This window comes from Sphingomonas aerolata (assembly GCF_003046295.1).
Taxonomy (GTDB): Bacteria; Pseudomonadota; Alphaproteobacteria; order Sphingomonadales; family Sphingomonadaceae; genus Sphingomonas; species Sphingomonas aerolata.
In genome coordinates, this window is record NZ_PZZN01000002.1 from 17,300 (window position 1) to 36,961 (window position 19,662).

The window sequence follows — 19,662 nt, forward strand, 5'->3', positions numbered from 1 at the left end:
AGCGGATCGATGGCCGCCGACACGTCCGCGCCGGTCCTGACCGGCCCGCGCCTCATCCTTGCGGGCTTCGTGCTGGCGCTGACCAACTTCATGGTGGTGCTCGACACGACCATCGCCAATGTGTCGGTGCCGCATATCTCGGGCGGGCTTGGCGTGTCGCCGACCCAGGGGACCTGGGTCGTCACCTCCTATTCGGTCGCCGAGGCGATCTGTGTGCCGCTGACCGGGTGGCTGGTCCGGCGGTTCGGGACGATCCGCGTCTTCATGGCGGCGATGATCGGCTTTGCGGTCTTCTCCGCGCTGTGCGGTCTTGCCTCGTCGCTCGGCGCGATGGTCGCGTTCCGGATCGGGCAGGGCTTTTGCGGCGGCCCGCTGATGCCGCTGACGCAGACGCTGCTGCTGACGATCTTCCCCCCGCAGAAGCGCGCGGCGGCGATGGGCGCCTGGGCGATGACGACGGTCACCGCGCCGATCCTCGGGCCGATCCTGGGCGGGACGATCAGCGACAACTGGTCCTGGCCGTGGATCTTCTACATCAACCTGCCGATCGCGATCTTCTGCATCGTCGGCGTGTTCACGCTGCTGCGCAAATCGGAGACCAAGACCGAGATCGTGCCGATCGACCGCTTCGGCCTGTTCCTGATGGTCGTGTGGATCGCGGCGCTGCAGATCATGCTCGATCTCGGGCGCGAGCATGACTGGCTGGGGTCGAGCTTCATCGTCGGCTGCGCGATCGTCGCGGCGATCGGCTTCGTCACCTTCCTGATCTGGGAGCTGACCGCGGGCAATCCGATCGTCGACCTGCGCGTGTTCCGGCACCGCGGGTTCACCGTCGCGGTGACCGCGCTCGCCTTCAGCTTCGGGACCTTCTTCGCCTCGGTCGTGATCATCCCGCAATGGCTGCAGTCGACGATGGGCTATACCGCGAGCGATGCGGGCTATGTGACCGCGTTCAACGGCGTGCTCGCGGTGATCTTCTCGCCGATCGTCGCCAAGCTGAGCAACAAGGTCGATCCGCGCGCGCTGGTGTGTTTCGGGATCTTCTGGCTCGGGCTGACGTCGGTGCTGCGGACCTTCTGGTTCAGCGGTGCGGATTTCTGGATCCTGGCGGCGCCGCAGCTCGTCCAGGGGCTGGGGATGCCGTTCTTCTTCATCCCGCTGACGATCATCGCGCTGGGCGCGGTCAATCCGGAGGAGACCGCGTCGGCGGCGGGCGTGATGAGCTTCCTGCGGACGCTGGCGGCGGCGATCGGCACCTCGATCGGCAGCACCATGTGGCAGAACAACGCGCAGACGAACCGCGCCGAGCTGACCAACATCCTCAACAATGGCGATCAGGTGATCGCCAACGCGCAGCAGCACGGGCTGAGCGCGGAACAGGGGCGCGGGCTGATCGAGCGGGTGGTCGAGCAGGAAAGCTTCGCGCTGGCGACGAACCATCTGTTCGCCTTTGCCGCGCTGATCTTCTTCGTGTCCGCCGCGATCATCTGGCTGGCGCCGCGGCCCGCCCGGCCGGTCGACCCCGCCGCCGCGCACTGATCCGGTGGTGAGAAGACGGGGGGCACCGCGGCGCCCCCCGTCCGGTCTCAGTATTTCACGCGCAGACGCGTATAGTAGAAGCCGCCGTTGAAGCCGAACGGTCCGCCGTTGCGCGGATAGACCTGGCCGTCCGACGTGCCGCCGGTGAGCGGATAGATCTGCACCGTCGAGGTCGGCTTGAGCCGGTCGGGATGCTCGTCGGTGAAGTTCTGCGCGCCGACCGCGACCGTGAAATGCTCGGCGAAGGTGTAGCTGAGCTCCAGATCGGTGACGAACTTGCCGCTGAACACCTGGTTCGGCACGCCGTTGGTCTGGCCGTAATCCTGCGCGCTGGTGAACGAGCTGTAGTAATTCTCGCGGACGTTCAGGCTCAGATTGTCGAGCGTCCAGCCGGCGTTGAAGACGACGCGGTGCTTTGGCGCGAGGTTTTCCGCGTCGATCAGCTGCGCGGTGCCGACCACCCGGGCATCGAACTCGGTAACTTTGTTGTCGTTGTAGTTATACGCCAACGAGAAGTTCAGCTCCGCCTCGCTGAACCGCGTGCGGTAGGTGCCGACGACGTCGATGCCCTGGGTCCGCGTCTTGAAGCCGTTGGTGAAATACTGGACCTGGCCGCCGACACCGACCGGCAGCAGCGCCGGCTGCGCGGCAAGGTCCGCCGCGGTGACGATGAAGGGCGAGGTCAGCCCGATCCGGTTGCGCAGGTTGATCCGGTAGCCATCGACCGTGACCGTCATTCCGCGGACGGGTTCGAGGATGAAGCCCAGGCCGTAATTGGTCGACTTTTCCGGGGTCAGGTTGCTCGCGCCATAATATTGCGCGACCGCAGTGTTGGTCGGATAGGTGCCCGCCTGGAACGCGACGCCGTTGTTGAACGAGGTCGTGACGATCGAGACGTTCGACTGGCCCGGCGACGGTGCGTGGAAGCCCGTGCCGAAGCTGCCGCGGACCGAGAAGGCGTCGGCGAACTTGTACAGCGCGTTCACCTTGCCGACCCAGGCATCGCCGAACGTGTTGTAATGTTCGTACCGGCCCGCCGCGCCGACCGTCAGCGCGTCGGTCAGGTCGGTTTCGAGCCCGACATAGGCGGCATAGGCCTTCTGGCTGAACTTGCCTGCGGTGGCGGGGCTGGTGCCCGCATAGCCGCTCGCGCCGACGCCCTGCGCCGCGGTCGTGCCGGAGGCGACGTACACGCCCGGCGCGGTCTGGGTGAAGAGCTGTTGCGCGATCGCATAGGGGCCCGCGGCATAGGATTGCGTGTCGCCCGCGGTCTGTTCGTAGGTTTCCTTGCGGAACTCCCCGCCCGCCGAGATGGTCAGCGGTGCGGCGAGACCGAGGTCGGCGGCATAGGTGAAGTCGGCGTTGAAGTTGGTTTCCTTCTGGATCAGGTCGCCAAAGTCGAAGCTGGTCTGCGTCGCCGGGCCGTAGGAGAAATTGGCCGAGTCATACATCGACAGCGACAGCTTGTTGCGCGCCAGCGTGCCGGACAGGTCATAGCTGAAGGCGCCGGACGTGCCCTTGTAGCCGAGCACCCCGTACACTTCCTGCGTCTTGCCGACGAAGCGCGGCGTGAAGCCGGCGGGGTAGAGCGTGCCGAAGCGGAAGGTGTTGCCGTCGCGAACGAAGCCGCCGCTCGGGCAGGTCGCGTTGCCGGTCGGGCAGGGGGTGAGGAAGAAGGTGTTGTTGAACGCGCCGTTCGCGCCCTGATTGCGGACCACCCCGTTCGTGTCGACCGCGGTGCTCGACACCGAGGCGCGGTAGTTGAAGCTCTGGTTGCCCTTGCTCTGCGCATAATTGGCAAAGACGTAGATCTTGCTGCTGTCGGTGACATTGATCGCCGAGTTATAGACCGACTTGAAGCCGTGCGAGGGCGAATTGCCCCAGATCTGCACGGGCAGCGGATAATTGGGGAGCTGGTTCGCAAGCGCCGGGAAATTCTGCGCGAAATTGGCGGCCGATGGGCGGGTGCGGCCGCGGCTGGTCTGACCTTCGTCGACATATTCGCCGGTGACGTTGATGAAGCCCCAGTCGCCCTTCACGCCCGCATTGCCCGCAATCTGATAGCTTTCGCCGTCGCCCGCATAATATTGGCCGGCACGACCGACCAGTTCGATCCCCTGGTCCTCGCGCAGGCCATAGTTGAGCACGCCGGCGATCGCGTCGGAGCCATATTGCGCGGTCGCGCCCTCGCGCAGCACCTGCAGATTGCCGATCGCGAGCGACGGGATCGCCGAGATGTCGGGCCCCTGCGCGCCGCGACCGAGCCCGGTGTCGCTGCCGCCATAGACCTGGACCAGAGCGGAGCGGTTATAGCGCTTGCCGTTGATCATCACGAGCACCTGATCGCCCGACAGGCCGCGCAGTGACGGTGAGCGGACGAAGGTCGAGGCGTCGGAGATCGAATTCTGCCCGGCGTAGAAGGACGGCACGATATTCTTGAGCGCGTCGATCATGTTGGCGGCGGGCTGCGACGTCAGTTCGGCCGAACTGATCACGTCGACCGGCGACGGCGACGTGGCGAGCGTGCGATCGGTGCGGCGCGTGCCCAGCACGACGATGTCGTTCGACGGCTCGGGGGTCGCGCTGGCGGCGTCGGGTACGCTTTCCTGCACGGCGCTGGCCGGTGCGGGTGCGGGCGCGGCGCCATCCTGGCCGCTGCCGGGCGTCGCTGCGAAGGTGGCGGACCCGGCAAGAAGTGCGACCGCCAGTGCGACGGTCGAGGTCGTGTATCTAATCATCCTAAGCCCCCTTTGAAAAGTGGCTCTCAGGATCCTCCCCCATCATCGCCGTTTCAGACCGCCGATTCCCCTTGGCGCGCCTGCGGAAATTGCCCTGTCACACGCAAGGACGGCCGCCTGTCCGGCTTCGTCCTTGACCTGTCCTGGCAACAAACGGCCATAGCGGTCCCGTCTTTGCAACCGAAAATACGCACGACTTTCATATGGACGTCATAATGTTGCAGAATTGACGCAATCGATTGTCCTGGTTCCAGCCAGGCAAGGGGCGGCGGACGTGGTGGGCCGGGCACCGCCACCGGGGCCAAAACCGGGTCGCGGCGGATCGGCGGCGTGCGACCGGCGGAACCCGAAACGCGGCGGATGCGGCAGCTTTCGGGTTCCGCGCAGCGCTCAGCGCGCTAAGCAGCGGACAAGGGGAACTTATCGTGTCAATTTCAGTGTCTCATCGCCTCGCCGGGATCCTTGCCGCGGTCACCAGCCTGGGTGCGTGCGTTCCCGCGGGTCGCCAGCCGATGCGTCCCGCACCGCCGCCGCTGACCGTCACGACCGTGGCGCCGGCGCCCCGGCCATCGGCGCCGACGCGGCCGTCGACCAGGCCCCAGCCCGCGGCGGACCTGCTCAACGCGGTCCAGGCGCTCGGCGCGAGCTTCAAGGGACAGGTCGGGATCACCGTGCGCGACATCGACGAGGGCTGGGTGGTGGCCTGGGACGGTGACACGCGGCGTCCGCAACAAAGCGTCAGCAAGCTGTGGGTGGCGATCGCGGTGATGGACGCCGTCGACCGCGGGCAGATTTCGCTGTCCGACCGCGTCACGCTGACGCGTGCCGACCTGACGCTGTTCCATCAGCCGATCCGCGCGCTGATCGGTGCGGACGGCTATACGACGACGATCGACGAGCTGTTGCGCGGCGCGATGACGCGCAGCGACAATACCTGCAACGACGTCCTGCTCTGGCGCATCGGCGGACCCGCGGCGATCAACCGGATGCTCGACGCCAAGGGTGTCGAGGGCGTGACCTTCGGCCCGGGCGAACGGGTCCTGCAGGCGAAGACCGCGGGGCTCGAATGGCGGCCCGAATGGGCGGGGGGCTGGGGCTTTCTCCAGGCGCGCGCAGCGATGACCTACGAGGCGCGGGCGAAGGCGCTCAACCGCTATCTCGCGGCGCCCTACGACGGTGCGTCGGCCAATGGCGTGACGCTCGGCCTGTCGCTGCTCGCGCAGGGCAAGCTGTTGAGCGCGCGCTCGACCGCGTCGCTGCTGACGCTGATGCGGTCGAGCAAGACCGGGCCGCTGCGACTGAAATCGGGGCTGCGGCCGGGCTGGTCGCTCGCGCACAAGACCGGCACCGGGCAGGACCTGGGCAGCCTGTCGACCGGCTATAACGATATCGGGCTGCTCGTCGCGCCGAACGGCCATCGCTATGCGGTCGCGGTGATGATCGCCAGCACGCGCGAGCCGATCCCGGTGCGGATGCGGTTGATGGGCGACGTGACCCGGGCCGTGGTCGCCTCGGCGGGCAATTGATCGTGCCGCCGGGGCAAGGGGCCCTATCAAGCCGTTTCGGTTATAACTTTCTTTAATAAATTCATGCGATTGGGAGTGACTTCCTGAGAGCAAAGATCGTGGTCCCCCTTTTCAATCTTCATTTCGAGCATTCGGGGTCGCTGGTCGCCGTTGCAGTCGGAATCTGCCTGACCGCCAGCTGGTCGGTGGCGATGCTCGCGATCGATCTCGATCGGACCGCGGCAGAGCCCGGCGAACCGCTCGGCTGGCGGCATGCCGCGCTCGCGCTCGCCGCGGGTCTCGGCGTCTGGGCGACGCATTTCATCGCGATCCTCGCCTATCGTCCCGACCTTCTGCTCCGCTACGACGTGCCGATCACGATCCTGTCCGCGCTGGTCGGCATCGCGCTGGTCGGCGTGCCGCTGGTCGCGGTCACCCGCCTGCGCCGCCGCGTCGCGCGGATCGCCGCGGCGACGGTCGCGGGCGCGGGCATCTGGTGCATGCATGCGGTCGGGCTGACGGGCATGACCGATTGCGTCCACGTGTTTTCCTGGCCGACGAACATCACCGGGCTGGTGCTCGGGACGGTGCTGATGGCGACGTGGCAGCTCCACCGCGGCTGGGCGCGGTCACGCACCGCCGCCTGCATGCTGTTCGCGCTCGCGATCTGCACGACGCATTTCGTCGCGCTGTCGGGCGATATCGTGATCGGCAGCATCGGCGACGTCCGCGGCAGCCTGTTGTCGCCGGGCCTCGTCGCCGCGTGCATGGCGTTCGGCGTGTCGGTCACCTGCCTCGCCAGCCTGCTGACCTTCGAGCGGTTCAGGACGACGCGCGAGGAGGAGGGGCACACGCTGAGAGCGGTGCTCGAAAGCATGTCGGACGGGCTGGTGTTCATCGACGGCAATGCCCGGTTGCAGCATTTCAACCACCGGTTTCTCGAGATGTACGCGATCCCGGACGGGGCGATCGCGCCGGGCATGACGATCACCGCCTGTATCGACATCGTCGCGCGTCATCGCGGCTGGCGGCCCGAGCGGCGCGCCGAGATCCGCGCGGCGATGCAGCAATGGATCCGGACCGACGCGACGTTCGACCGCGAATGGGCGATGGACGATGGCTGCGTCTATCGGATGCAGTGCCGTCCGATGCAGTCCAAGGGCGTGGTGCTGACCTTCAACGACGTCAGCGCTGAGCGGCAGGCGCTGCGCAACCTGACGCACCTGGCCTATCACGACCCGCTGACCGGGCTGGGGAACCGCCGGTCGCTGCGCGAGCAGAAGGAGGCGCGGATCCGGATCGGCACGCCCTTCTCGCTGCTGATGATCGACCTCGACGATTTCAAGCGGATCAACGATGCCTTTGGTCACGCGGTCGGCGACCAGCTGCTGGTCCATGTCGCGGCCGAGCTGACGCGGCTGCTGCCCCAGGACAGCTTCATCGCGCGGATGGGCGGCGACGAGCTCGCGATCCTCGCCAGCGAGACGGGTGACGCGGCGGCGGCGCTCGCCGATTCGATCGTCGCGCAATTGAGCGGCGCGGTCGTCATCAACGGCTGCCGGCTGCTGCCGAGCTGCAGCATCGGCATTTCCCACTTTTCGGGCGCCTGTTCCGCCGACGACCTGATGAAGCGCGCGGACATGGCGCTGTACGAGGCCAAGCGGCTCGGGCGGCGGCGCGCGCAGGCCTATCTGCCCGGGCTCGCCGAACGGCTCGCCGAACGTCAGGGGATCGTCGACGACCTGCACGAAGCGGTCCAGACGGGCGGCTTCGCACTCGCCTTCCAGCCGGTCGTCGATCTGCTGACCGGGGGCACGACGGGCTATGAGGCGCTGATCCGCTGGAACCACCCGGTGCGCGGCTGGATCCCGCCGGGCGTCTTCATCCCGATCGCCGAGCAATGCGGGCTGGTCGAGGATATCGGCCGCTGGGTGATGATGGAGGCGTGCCGCCACCTCGCGGGCTGGTCGCCGCATCTCAACGTCGCGATCAACATCTCCGCCGCGCAGCTGAAGTCGGAAGGGCTGCTCCACAGCCTGACGCAGGCGATCCTGATCCACGGCGTCGCCCCCGAGCGGGTCGAGATCGAGATCACCGAGACCGCGCTGATCGACGATGCGGGCCGGACCGCGGTGATGCTCGACCGGATCCGCAAGCTCGGCATCAAGGTGTCGCTCGACGATTTCGGCACCGGTCAATCGTCGCTCGCGCATCTGCGCGACTTCCGTTTCGACCGGATCAAGATCGACCGCAGCTTCGTCGCCGAGGCGGCGAATGATCCGCGCTGCATGGCGGTGCTGCGCGCGACCGTCGCGATCGGCAAGGAACTGGGCGTGCTGACGCATGCCGAGGGGGTCGAGACGCGCGAACAGCTCGACGTGCTGCACGATATCGGCTGCGACGTGGCGCAGGGCTATCTGCTCGGGCGGCCGGTCGTGCCGTTCACCGATGCGACGGCGGATTTCGCCGAGCTGCCGGGGGACACGATCATCGGCGCACCCGGCGACACCGACCCGCGATCATCGGGGGTGACGGTCGCCCGGCTCGCCGCCTGAGCGTCAGACCAGCGGCGGTCCGAACACCGACCAGCCGGTCCGGTGCGCGATCATCTCGAGCGCGCGGATGCCGAGGATGCTGTTGCCATGCTGGTCGAGATTGGGCGACCAGACCGCGATCGCCGCCCGGTCCGGCACGATCGCGAGAATGCCGCCGCCGACGCCGCTCTTGGCGGGCAGGCCGACCCGCACCGCGAAATCCCCCGACCCGTCATAATGGCCGCAGGTGATCATCAGGCCGAGCACCGTACGGTGGCGTTTGGCCACCGCGTCGGCCTCAGGATCATCGGGCGTCCGCCGCGTCGCCGCGAGATACGCGCCTGCTTTTGCAAGGCCACGGCAATCCAGCGCGATCGCGCAATTGCGGACATAGGCGGCCATCACCGCATCGGGATCGGCATGGAGATTGCCGTGATGCCGCATGAAGCTCATCATCGCGCGGTTCAGGTCGCCGCCCTCCTGCTCGGACGCCATCACGTCCTCGTCGAACGTGACGGCATCGGACCCGGTCTCGCGGCCGATCAGCCTGGCGACCGCCGGGTCGTCGCCGTCCTCGGGCCGGTGTTCGACCAGGATATCGACGACCGCCAGCGCGCCTGCGTTGATGAACGGGTTGCGCGGCACGCCCTTGGTCCGTTCCAGATCGACGATCGAGTTGAACGGGTCGCCCGACGGCTCTTTCCCGACGCGCGCAAAGACGTCGTCGCCGATCGCCGCGAGCGCGAGGTCGAGCGCGAACAGCTTCGAAATGCTCTGGATCGGGAATGCCGTCGTCGCCGCACCCGCGGTCAGCAGCGTGCCCGACGTCAGCGCGACCGCGATGCCGATCGGCCCGGGCACGGCCTCCTCCTTGCGGTCCGCCGATGCCTCGATCCGCGCGGCGTCGTCGGTGATCTCGGCGGCGATCTCGGTGATGATCTGCGCGATCGTGCTGGGCATGCGGCTCTCCTGGTGAACAGGGTCAACTCGCAGGCGGCGCGCATGATCCGTGGGCAGAGGCGCGGCGCCCTAGTCCAGCCGCGTCGACGTCCGCGCCGCCTGTCCCGCGGTCAGCAGGTCGCCGATCGCGCCCGCGGGGCCTGCCGCGGACAGCGCGGTCATCGCGGAATCGAGCCGCGCCGGGTCGAAGCCTCCGACCGGCGCGGTCAGCATCGCGAACACGGGCGCGGTGGGGAGCGCGGCGAAGGCGCGGGCATAGCGCCGGTTGAGCCGTGCCAGCGCGGCTTCCTGTCCAAGCATCGCATGGGCGATCGCCTGGCGCAGGACGATCGCCTGGCCCTCCGCGGACAGGCCGCCGCGCGCTCCGGGGGCGGGCAGCAGCGCGGTGCCGCTGGCGGCTAAGCCCGACCAGTCGCGCGCGTGCCAGTCGAATTCGGCGCGGATCGGCGTCGCGTCGCGGATGTCGGCAAGCGTCGCCACCGCTTCGGCGTGGCGGCCGAGCAGTTCGAGCGCGACCGCCTGAAGCCGGCGGCGCTCGTCCTGGATCCCGTCGGGATAAGGAATCATCGCGGTTTCGCGCAGCACGCGGACCGCAGCGTCGGGCGCGCCCGCCAGGATCCGCAGCGTCGCGACGCGGATCGACAAGGGGCCCTGTTCGACGTCGCGCTGCGTGGTGGACAGCCGGCGTTCGAGCAGTTCCGCGGCGCGGCGATAGAGCCCGGCCTGTTGCAGCCGGTCGGCGAGCATCCACACCACGCGGTCGCCGTCCGCCCCCGTCGGCATCAGGTCGCGATAGTCCCAGAGCAGACCGGCGGCGGTACCGAGCGGCATGGTCGATTGCGGCGCCACCAGCGCGACGAGATGCGCCTGGACGGTCGCCGACAGCGGCGCGGCGTCGGCGCCGACATTGCCGTAGCGCAGCAGCGCGGCAGCCGCCGCCAGCAGCGCGGGTTCGTCGCCACGGCGGGTGGCGAGGCTCATCGCCAGCGTCAGCCCGCGGCGTTCGACCATGCCCCCCCGCCAGCGGAACAGCAGCGCCGCCAGACGCCGCGCCGCGGCCGGCGGGGCGAGCGTACGCGCGGCCAGATCGGTCTCGATCGTGCCGAGCGTGGCTGCGGCGCGCTGTTCGGGATCGCCGGTGCGTGCGGCCAGATCGAACCAGCGACGGCTCGTCGCGGCGGCGCCGAGCGCACGGTCCGCCTCGCCGTGCAACAGCGCGGCCGCCGCGTCGGTCGCCGGGATGCGATCGAGCCAGTCGCGCGCCGGGCCGGGCCTCCCTGCGTCGATCGCCGCGCGCGCGGCGGCGAGGATGAAGGGGCGGCGCGCCTTGGCGCCACGCGCGTTCAGCGCGGGCATCGCACAGCCGAGCACGCCCAGCGCCGGCGCCGCACGACCCGCCTCCGCCAGGATCCGCATCCGCCACAGACAGGTCTCGGGATCGGTCGCGAGCGCAGGGTCGTCGAGCGCCGCGATCGCCGGATCGGTCCGCCCGAGCCGCCCGAGCGCGACGCCGCGCGCGCGCCGCCACGCGGCGACCTTTGCAAGCCCGGTATCGTCGGCCGCCATCACGTCGAGCACGCCGAGCGCCTCGCCGGCGCGGTCGCGCGCGATCAGGGCGACCGCATAGCGCCAGCGTGTCGCTTGCCGCGTCGCGGGCGTGGCGGTCGCGAGCGCCGCCCAGGCCGCCTGCTCGCTCATCGCGGTCCAGGCGGTGCGCGCCGGCGGCAGCGGCTGCGCGGCGAGCTCGGCGGCAAAGGGTACAGGCGCCGGGCGGGCGGGGGCGGGTAGCGACGGTTGCGCGGGCGTCGGCGTGCTCGGGTGAGGCGTGCTCGGGTGCGGCGCGCTCGGATGCGACGGTTCGGCAGCACGCGCGGCATGCGGTCCGGCCAGCCCCGCGCCGATCGCCAGCGCAATGGCGAGGCGGATCATGCGAAGGCCAAGGTCACCGCGACTGCGGCAGCGGCGGCGGCGCCAAGGAACAGCAGCGCGAACACGATCGTCGCGACCCTGTTGCCTGCAGCGGCATGATGACCATCGCCCGGTCCGGCCGCGGGCATCGGCGCGATCGCCGTTGCATCGCCGCGCCGGCGGGCGTCCGTCTCGGCACCGTTCGCGACGATCCTGACGCGCGCGGGTTTCTGATCGTGGCTCACTTGCGCTCCATCCCTCCGCTATCCTCCTATTATAGAGGCAAAGACCTGCGGATCGTCGGCATCGGCCGGCATTCGGGGCGACGTCCCGACGAAACCACAAACCGGAGCCCGAGCGATGCGCACCCGCCCTTCACCCAAGCAGATCGCGCTGCTGATCGCTGCGCTGCTGACCGCGCCAGCCATGGCGCCGGGCGCGGCGGCGTCCGAAGGGGGCGGGGCGGAAGGAGGCGGGGCGGAAGGTGAACCCGTACGGCCGTCGCCGCTGTTCGTGATGCTCGATCCACTCGACGTGCCAATCGTCGAGGGCGATCGCGCGGACGGACGGCTGAAGGTCAAGCTGGTGCTCCAGGCCGCGGATGTCGCGGGCGCGGGCGCGATCGAGACGCGTCGGCCCGAACTGCGCGAGGCGGCGCTGGTCGCGTCGATCGAATTCGCGCGGTTGCATGCCTCCGCGTCGACGCCGGTCGATGCACGGCGACTGGCGCAGGACGTCTCCACGGCACTGCGCCGGGTCGATCCGACGATCGCGGCCGTGTTGCTGGTCGAGGTGGCGGCGCGCCGCGCCTGATCGCGCTCAAGTCCGCGCGCTGCGCCGAACCCCGGCCCGGCGTGTCTCAGGCGTTGGCGTTCAGCCCGTGCCGCGTCGCGCGGGGGCGGGTCGGCAACGGGGTGACGTCTGCCACGCGTTCGGGCCGGCCGGCGCGACGGCAGGCGAAGTCTTCGATTCGCGCGCCGGTGATCCGCGGCGACAGCAGCAGCAGCGCGATGCAGTCGGCGATGTCGGGATCATGCTCGCTGCCGATCGTCTCGACGACGTCGTCGAGCGTCATGCCCGGCGCGGTCAGCGCACAGGCCGCCGCGGCGGACCACAGCGCATGCGGGTCGGTGACCGAGAGCGACAGCGAAACGCGGTAGTCCATGACCTCATCCTCTCCGGTCGTTCGTGGCTGGTCCGCCCGCCGGTTCGCTCGACCCTAGTCGAACCGGGCCGCACGGCTATTAAGGGATTACCCGTATCCAGGCGCGCCGCCGCCTGAAAACAGGCATGAAAAAACCGGGGTGGCCGATCGGCCACCCCGGTTTCCACGACCCCCCGCCGATGTGCTTGGGGGACTTGGCGGGATCGTGTCTCGTACCGGCTTACCGGAACAGCGAGGTGATCGTCTGCGGTGCCTGGTTGGCGATCGACAGCGCCTGAACGCCAAGCTGCTGCTTGACCTGCAGTGCCTGCAGCTTCGCCGATTCCTTGGCCAGATCCGCGTCGACCAGCTTGCCGACGCCGCTTTCGATCGCGTCCGACAGCTTGCTGGTGAACGTCATCTGTGCGTCGATCTTGCGCGACCCCGAGCCGAGATCGCTCAGCTTGGTGTTGAGCGAGCTGCCCAGCGTGTCCAGGGTATCGACCATCGCCTTGGCCTTGGCAGCCGTGTCGATTTCCGAATCCTGGCCGAGCACGCCGGTACCCACGCCCGCGGACGCGGTTTCCGTCGCCGGCAGGTCGATTTCCTGGTTGGCGATGGAGAGCGTATCGGGATCGTAGGTGTCGGTGCCGGTTGCCTTGTTGGTCAGCGACTGCAACGCACTCACGGTGCCGCCGCCGGTCTTGAGCAGGTTCGTACCGTTGAACTCGGACGAATCGACGATCGTGCTGATCTGGTCGCGAAGGGCGGTGAAGTCCTTGTTGTACGCAGCGCGGCTCTCGTCGCTGATGCCATCGTCCGACGCCTGCTTGGCGAGCGTCTTCATCTGGTTGACGACGTCCGAGATCTGCTCTGCGCCTGCGACCGCAACGTCGGCCACGCTCTTCGCCCGGCTGAGCGAGGAGTTGACCGCCTTGAGGCCACCCAGATCGCCGCGAAGGCCCTGGGCGATCGTGAAGGCTGCCGAATCGTCCTTGGTCGATGCGACGTTCAGGCCGCTGTTGATGCGGCTCTGGACGACGGACAGACCCTTGCTGGTCTCGTTGAGGGCCTGGAGGGCCGCCATCGCGCCAACATTGGTGTTAACGGACATTCCCATGATATTCTTCCTTCTGGAATAGTCGGTCGCTTCTGCGTCCTTGAGCCGTACGGCGGCTCGCCGACGGAGCGGTCAGATCCGACCCGCTCCTTATTCTGGGAAGAAATCCGGATAGTTGGTCGCGCTGCGCGGATTATTTGCAGCGTGGGCACGCGCCTCAGAACGGAAAGAGGGCGTCGTAGATCTGCTGGCCCCAGCGTGCCTGCTGCGCCTGCGTCAGCTGGCCGCGGCCGCCATAGCTGATCCGTGCCTCGGCGATCTGCGTGTGGCGGATGCTGTTGTCGCGGCTGATATCCTGCGGGCGCACCATGCCGGTCACGATCAGCTCGCGCAGCTCGTAATTGACGCGGATCTCCTGGCGGCCGCGGATCATCAGATTGCCGTTGGGCAGCACGTCGGTGACGATCGCCGACATCGTCATGCTGATTGTTTCCGACCGGCTGATATTGCCCGATCCGTTGAACTGCGACTTCGAATTGCCGGCGATCAGCGGATCGGGCGTCGCGACGCCGAGCCCGAGTGCTGCGGTCAGCCCCGCATTCTCGGAGCCGCCGCGCGTGCGTGCGGTCGTGTTGCCGACCTCGGCGCGGTCCTGAACGTTGATCCGCACGGTCAGGATGTCGCCCTTGCGCGCGGCGCGCTGGTCGCCGAGAAACGCACCCGCGCCCGCGCGGAACAGCGATGCGTCGGGGGGCGCCAGGGCCAGTGGCGGCGCAGCCGGGCGACGGCTCGGCTGGCCGAGCGAATCCTCGGTCAGCGGGGTGTCGACCGCGGTCATCTCGCTGAGTTTCGGCGCCTTGCCGATCGTCTTGAGCTGGCCGATCGTGCCGCAGCCCGACAGGGCGGTCGCGCCGGCGAGGATCAGGAACATTGTCGCGGGTCTGGTCATCGCATGTCTCCTCATTGCGCGGCGACGCGGACGCTGCCCGCGCCCGTGACGACGCCGTCGACGCTGTGGTTGGTGGACAGCGTGACGACGCGGACGACATCGCCTAGGCCGCCCGCCGCCAGCGCCCGCGCCGCGGTGGTGATCGCAAACCCGCGACCCTGGAGCGACAGCGTCACCGCCTCGCCGCGGCGCACCAGCCGGGGCGCGACGAGATCGCCGGCGCGGACCATCGTGCCCGCGGGCAGCACGCGCACCGCCTCACGCCCGCTCGCCGCGTCCGCCGCCAGCACGCCGCGCGCGGCGACCGCGGCCCGCGGCTGCAGCTCGAAATCGGTCGCGCTCAGGATGTCGCCGCGCGCGATCGCGCGGGTGAGCACCGCGACGGGCGTCTCGACGGGATCCGCCGCCTGCGCCGGGGACGCAGCCCCCGATGCCAGCAGCAGCGCGACGGCGATTGCCAGGCGGCTCATCGGAGCTGGCTCGAGGTCGCGAGCATCTCGTCCGCGGTCTTCACCACGCGGCTGTTCATCTCATAGGCGCGCTGCGCGGTAATCAGCGCGGTGATCTCCGACACCGGATTGACGTTCGACGCCTCGACAAAGCCCTGCAGCGTGTCGCCAAAGCCCGGCTGGCCCGGCGCGGCGACGGTCGGCTGCCCGGACGAGGCGGTTTCGAGAAAGAGGTTGCCGCCCTGCGCCTCGAGCCCCGCCTCGTTGACGAAGGTCGCGAGCTGGATCTGGCCGACGGTCTGCAGCGCGGGATCGTTGGCGAGCTTGACCTGGACCTCGCCGGTCTTCGAGATCGCGACGTCAACCGCCTCGGGCGGGATGACGATCGTGGGTTCGACGCGGAAGCCGTCCGCGGTGACCAGCTCGCCCTGTTCGGACAGCTGGAACGATCCGTCGCGGGTGAAGCCGATCTGCCCCGAAGGCAGCGTCACCTGGAAATAGCCGCGCCCCTGGATCGCGATGTCATAGCGGTTGCCGGTCTGGTTGGGCGCACCCTGTTCGGTGATGCGGTAGACGCCACCGGTCTTCACGCCCGCGCCGATCTGGATCCCGGTCGGCACCTTGGCCTGGCCGTCGCCGCCTGCCGCCGAACCCGGGCGCGTCTCCTGCTGATAGAGCAGGTCCTGGAATGCCGCGCGCTGGCGCTTGAACCCGGTGGTGTTCATGTTGGCGAACGTCAACACGCCGGGCTATGCGCGCGAGACGGTCGCGTTGCAGACGGGGGTCACCGCAGGCCGCGTCAACGGCGTGGTGGTCGGCGAACCCGGCCGCGTCGCGGACAAGTTCCTCGAAGCGACCGTCTATGGCCGCAGCGGCGATGCGGGCCGCGCCGAGGTCGAGGCGGGCTATCTCGACCGGTTGCAGTCGCTGCTCGGCGCGACCGGGTCCGAATCCGCGCTGCCCGCGCGGCTCGACGCGATCGCTGCGACCGCGACCGCGATGGCGGGCGCCAATGGCGGGTCCGCGGTCACCGCGCCCTTTGTCGGCATGGTCGAGGACGCGATCGGATCGATGCGCCAGCTCGGTCGCGACGTCGACGTCCTGCGCGGCGATATCGAGGGCGAGGTCGGTGACACGGTCGAGCGGGTCAACGCGCTGCTGCGCACGGTCGACACGCTCAACGATTCGATTTCGCGGCTGCAGGGGCTGGGGCGCAGCGCGTCGGGCCCCGCCGACCGCCGCACCACCGCGCTCGAGGAGCTCAGCGCGCTGATCGGCATCACCGCGCGCGAACAGCCGAGCGGGCGGGTGACGATCGATACCGCCTCGGGCGTACCGCTGCTCGACCAGCGGCTGCGCCAGCTCTCCTATCCCGCCAGCGGCGTCGGCAGCGCGCAGCCGGTCTATCCGACGATCGACGTCCGGTTCGCCGAGGCGGACGGCACGCTCGGCGCGGCGACCGGGACGACGCTCGACACGCCGGCGATGGGCGGGCGGCTCGGCGGGCTGCTCGACCTGCGCGACCGGCAGTTGCCGGCGTTCTCGGCGCGGGTCGAGACGCTGTTCGCAGGACTCGCGCGGACGATCAATGCCGCGTCCAACACCGGCTCGGCGGTCCCGCCGCCCGCGATACCCACCGGCCGCGCGACCGCGCTGACCGGTGGCGACCGGCTGGGGTTCACCGGTGCGGCGCTGATCGCGGTGACGCGGTCGGACGGCACGATGGTCGCCGGCACCACGCTCGACTTCGACGCGCTCGGCGCGGCCGCGACGGTCGACGATGCGATCGCGGCGATCAATACCGGCCTGGGCGGTGCGGCGACCGCGTCGTTCGCCAACGGCACGCTCACCATCGCCGCGACCGGGGCAGGGACTGGCGTCGCCATCGCGCAGGACACCGCGCGGCCGAGTGCGCGCGCGGGGATCGGCCTGTCGCACTATTTCGGGTTGAACGACATCGTCCGCAGCGACACGAGCATGCTGGTGCCGTCGGGGTTCACCACCGCCGATCCGCATCGCTTCGCCGCCGGCGAGGCGGTCGATTTCGCCTTGCGCGATTCGTCGGGCCGGCTGGTCGCGCGCTATGCGCTGACGGGGGCGACGGGGCCGAGCTATGGCGACCTGATCGACGAGCTCAACGCCAGTCCGCTCGGCGGCTATGGCCAGTTCGCACTCGACGACGCCGGGCGCCTGCGGTTCTCGGCCACCCGCGCCGAATCGGGGGCGATGCTCTCGGTCCTGTCCGACACGACCGACCGCGGCGGCACCGGACGCGGCTTTGCGGCGATCACCGGGCTGGGCGCGGCGGGGGCGGGGCTCGACAGCGCCGGGGTCCGCCGCGACGTCCTCGCCGACCCGACCCGCCTCCCGCTCGCACGGCTTCAGCCCGTCGCGGTGGGGACCAAGGCGCTCGGGCCGAGCGACCGGCGCGGCGCGACCGCGCTGGTCGATGCGCTGGCGAGTGCGGTCGATCTCGGCGATGCGGGGACGATGACGATCGCGCGCTTCTCCGCGGTCGTGCTGGGCGATGCGGGATCCGCCGCGTCGCGCGCCACCGATCGCGCGGACCAGATGGGCGCACGCCGCGACGACGCGATCAACCGCCGCGACAGCGTCTCGGGCGTCAATATCGACGAGGAGCTCGGCCAGATGGTCGTGCTCCAGAACAGCTATGCCGCCGCCGCGCGCGTCATGACCACCGCGAGCGAGATGTACGACACGCTTCTCGGCATGATCAGATAGGACCAGCATCGATGACCCGCATCGCCACCATCCCGCTCCAGCGGACGCTGACCGACGCGGTCCAGAAGGCGCAGCAGCGGCTCGCGCAGACGCAGCTGCAGCTCAATTCGGGCAAGAAGGCGAAGGACCTCGCCGATCTCGGCAGCGCCGCGGTCCGCACGTTGTCGGCGCGCAGTGCGCTGTCGATGCAGGCGGCGCAGAGCGCGGCGACGACCCGGCTCGGCACGACCTTGTCGCTGTACGAGGCCAATATCACCGCGATCGACACGATCGCCGGCGATCTCCGGACACAGCTGATGACCGCGGTCGGCACCGGCGCGACGCCCGCGCTCGGCAGCGCGATCGAAAGCGCCTTCAGCCAGTTCCGCTCCGCGCTCAACGCGACCGACGGCAGCGAGCCGCTGTTCGCCGGCGCGCAGGGCGACGCGATCCCGTTCAAGCCCGCGACGCTCGCCGAGACCGCGGGCACGACGACGCAGGCCGCATTCGGCAATGACGACGTCCGCGCCTCGGCGTCGATCGGCGGCGGCGCGACGCTGACCTATGGCGTCACCGCGAGCGAGCTCGGCGACGGCGTGCTCGCCGCGTTCCGGACGCTGGCCGAGGCCGGGCCGATCGGCGCCAGCCCCAGCGCAGACCAGGCCGCGGCGCTCAAGACCGCGATCGCGCAGCTCGACGCCGCCTTGCCGCAGGTCCGCGGGCTCAACGCCGCCAACGGCCTCCGCCAGGCGCAGATCGAGACGCTCGGCGCGCGCGCCGCCGATCGCGCCGCGCTGCTCGAGAAGATCGTCTCGGACAACGAGGACGCGGATTACGGCCAGATCTCGATGGACCTGATGCAGCGCAAGACGATGCTCGAGGCGAGCTATTCGGTGTTCGGCAAGGTCGCCGGCCTCAGCCTCGTCGCCTATCTGCGCTGACGCCCGCGGCTCGGGCACCCGGCGCCGCAGCGGTTGCGCCTGCCGTCTGCGCGAATTACGGCGAGCTTTTCCCGTTCGGTCCGGAGACCTCCCCTTGAGCACGCCTACCTATGACGTCGTCGCGATCGGCAATGCCATCGTCGACATTCTGAGCACCGCCGACGACGCCTTCATCGCCGAGATCGGTGTCGCCAAGGGCTCGATGCAGCTGATGTTCTCGTCGGAAGAAGCCGATGCGCTCTACGCCAAGATGGGGCCGGGCATGGAAATCTCGGGCGGGTCGGCCGCCAACACCGTCGCCGGCGTCGCTGCGCTCGGCGGCAAGTGCGGTTTCATCGGCCAGGTCGCCGACGACCAGCTCGGCCAGGTCTTCGCGCATGACGTCCGCAGCATCGGCATCGAGTTCGCGACCCCGGTCCGCGCTGGCGACCCGACCACCGGCCGCTGCCTGATCTTCGTGACGCCCGATGGCCAGCGGACGATGAACACCTTCCTCGGCGCGGGCCAGTATCTGCCCGCCGCGGCGATCGACACCGCGATGATCGCCGACAGCGCGATCCTGTATCTCGAGGGCTATCTCTGGGATCCCGAAGAGCCGCGCGCCGCGATGCGCGCCGCGATCGATTGCGCACGCGGTGCAGGCCGCAAGGTCGCGTTCACGCTCAGCGACGTGTTCTGCATCTCGCGCCACGGCGGCGATTTCCGCCAGCTCCTGTCGGACGGCCTGATCGACATCCTGTTCGCCAATGAGAGCGAACTTGCGGCGCTTGCCGAGACCGAGGATTTCGACGCGGCGGTCGCGAAGATCTCGGCGCAGGTCCCGACCTTGGTCGTCACCCGCGGCGAACACGGCGCCTGCGCGATCCAGAACGGCACGCGCGCCGAAGTGAAGGCCGAGCCGATCGCCAAGGTCGTCGACACGACCGGCGCGGGCGACCTGTTCGCGGCGGGCTTCCTCCACGGCCAGGCACAGGGCCACGACCTTCACGCCTCGCTCAAGCTCGGTGCGGTCTGCGCGGCCGAGATCATCAGCCATGTCGGCGCCCGCCCGATGGTCGACCTCAAGGCACTGGCCAGCAAGCATATCGGCTGACGAACCGAACCGTCATTCCCGCGGAGGCGGGAACCCATACTGGCCGGCCGCGCGATAGACTCGCAACCGCTGGAGGATAGGGATCCCCGCCTTCGCGGGGATGACGCCTTTGGAATTAGGC

16 protein-coding genes are annotated in these 19,662 nt (G+C 69.3%); 7 read left to right on the plus strand and 9 right to left on the minus strand.

Annotated elements, in window-relative coordinates; translation table 11 throughout:
• Positions 1–9: 9 nt before the first annotated feature.
• Positions 10–1,539 carry a DHA2 family efflux MFS transporter permease subunit gene (locus tag C8J24_RS07490; RefSeq protein WP_107931505.1) on the plus strand — a complete coding sequence of 510 codons (1,530 nt, stop codon included), beginning with the start codon at positions 10–12 and terminating at the stop codon, positions 1,537–1,539.
• A gap of 47 nt (positions 1,540–1,586) precedes the next feature.
• Here the strand turns inward: C8J24_RS07490 and C8J24_RS07495 are convergent, their stop codons facing one another.
• Positions 1,587–4,277: a TonB-dependent receptor plug domain-containing protein gene (locus C8J24_RS07495; RefSeq protein ID WP_107931506.1), complete on the minus strand. Its 2,691-nt coding sequence runs from the start codon at positions 4,275–4,277 to the stop codon at positions 1,587–1,589.
• Positions 4,278–4,702: 425 nt separating this feature from the next.
• Here C8J24_RS07495 and C8J24_RS07500 point away from each other — a divergent pair, with 425 nt between their 5' ends.
• Both C8J24_RS07500 and C8J24_RS07505 read left to right on the plus strand, forming a co-directional pair.
• On the plus strand, positions 4,703–5,803 hold the full coding sequence (locus C8J24_RS07500; protein WP_244180556.1) for a serine hydrolase: 1,101 nt from the start codon (positions 4,703–4,705) through the stop codon (positions 5,801–5,803).
• Positions 5,804–5,901: 98 nt separating this feature from the next.
• Complete coding sequence (locus C8J24_RS07505) at positions 5,902–8,337, plus strand: bifunctional diguanylate cyclase/phosphodiesterase (protein WP_107931508.1); 2,436 nt, start codon at positions 5,902–5,904, stop codon at positions 8,335–8,337.
• 3 nt (positions 8,338–8,340) lie between these two features.
• On the opposite strand, the gene glsA is transcribed toward C8J24_RS07505, so the two are convergent.
• The 3 genes from glsA to C8J24_RS07520 form a co-directional block, all read right to left on the minus strand.
• On the minus strand, positions 8,341–9,276 hold the full coding sequence (gene glsA, locus C8J24_RS07510) for a glutaminase A (protein ID WP_107931509.1): 936 nt from the start codon (positions 9,274–9,276) through the stop codon (positions 8,341–8,343).
• 69 nt (positions 9,277–9,345) lie between these two features.
• Positions 9,346–11,205: a hypothetical protein gene (locus C8J24_RS07515; protein WP_107931510.1), complete on the minus strand. Its 1,860-nt coding sequence runs from the start codon at positions 11,203–11,205 to the stop codon at positions 9,346–9,348.
• Positions 11,202–11,429 carry a hypothetical protein gene (locus tag C8J24_RS07520; RefSeq protein ID WP_056678896.1) on the minus strand — a complete coding sequence of 76 codons (228 nt, stop codon included), beginning with the start codon at positions 11,427–11,429 and terminating at the stop codon, positions 11,202–11,204. Before C8J24_RS07520 ends, C8J24_RS07515 begins: the two co-directional genes overlap by 4 nt.
• Before the next feature lie 115 nt (positions 11,430–11,544).
• On the opposite strand from C8J24_RS07520, the gene C8J24_RS07525 reads away from it, so the two are divergent.
• A complete protein-coding gene (locus tag C8J24_RS07525; RefSeq protein ID WP_107931511.1) occupies positions 11,545–11,997 on the plus strand; it encodes a flagellar basal body-associated FliL family protein in 453 nt (150 codons plus the stop codon).
• A gap of 46 nt (positions 11,998–12,043) precedes the next feature.
• Here the strand turns inward: C8J24_RS07525 and C8J24_RS07530 are convergent, their stop codons facing one another.
• The 5 genes from C8J24_RS07530 to flgG form a co-directional block, all read right to left on the minus strand.
• A complete protein-coding gene (locus C8J24_RS07530) occupies positions 12,044–12,349 on the minus strand; it encodes a hypothetical protein (protein WP_107045108.1) in 306 nt (101 codons plus the stop codon).
• Positions 12,350–12,569: 220 nt separating this feature from the next.
• Positions 12,570–13,448 (minus strand): flagellin, encoded by an 879-nt coding sequence (locus tag C8J24_RS07535; protein WP_031395278.1) that lies wholly within the window; start codon positions 13,446–13,448, stop codon positions 12,570–12,572.
• A 157-nt stretch (positions 13,449–13,605) separates the two neighbouring features.
• The gene (flgH, locus tag C8J24_RS07540; protein WP_031439640.1) at positions 13,606–14,337 is read right to left on the minus strand and encodes a flagellar basal body L-ring protein FlgH; all 732 of its coding nucleotides are present in this window, start codon (positions 14,335–14,337) and stop codon (positions 13,606–13,608) included.
• Between the two features lie 11 nt (positions 14,338–14,348).
• Complete coding sequence (flgA, locus tag C8J24_RS07545) at positions 14,349–14,807, minus strand: flagellar basal body P-ring formation chaperone FlgA (protein ID WP_107931512.1); 459 nt, start codon at positions 14,805–14,807, stop codon at positions 14,349–14,351.
• Positions 14,804–15,511 carry a flagellar basal-body rod protein FlgG gene (flgG, locus tag C8J24_RS07550; protein WP_107931513.1) on the minus strand — a complete coding sequence of 236 codons (708 nt, stop codon included), beginning with the start codon at positions 15,509–15,511 and terminating at the stop codon, positions 14,804–14,806. Before flgG ends, flgA begins: the two co-directional genes overlap by 4 nt.
• Between flgG and C8J24_RS07555 the strand changes: the two genes are divergently transcribed.
• The 3 genes from C8J24_RS07555 to C8J24_RS07565 all read left to right on the plus strand — a co-directional run bounded on the left by C8J24_RS07555 (position 15,510) and on the right by C8J24_RS07565 (position 19,541).
• Positions 15,510–17,528 (plus strand): FlgK family flagellar hook-associated protein, encoded by a 2,019-nt coding sequence (locus tag C8J24_RS07555; protein ID WP_107931514.1) that lies wholly within the window; start codon positions 15,510–15,512, stop codon positions 17,526–17,528. The two genes, flgG and C8J24_RS07555, sit on opposite strands and share 2 nt — an antisense overlap.
• An 11-nt stretch (positions 17,529–17,539) precedes the next feature.
• Positions 17,540–18,448 carry a flagellin gene (locus C8J24_RS07560; RefSeq protein ID WP_107931515.1) on the plus strand — a complete coding sequence of 303 codons (909 nt, stop codon included), beginning with the start codon at positions 17,540–17,542 and terminating at the stop codon, positions 18,446–18,448.
• Positions 18,449–18,542: 94 nt separating this feature from the next.
• On the plus strand, positions 18,543–19,541 hold the full coding sequence (locus C8J24_RS07565) for an adenosine kinase (protein WP_107931516.1): 999 nt from the start codon (positions 18,543–18,545) through the stop codon (positions 19,539–19,541).
• The last annotated feature ends 121 nt before the right edge of the window (positions 19,542–19,662 follow it).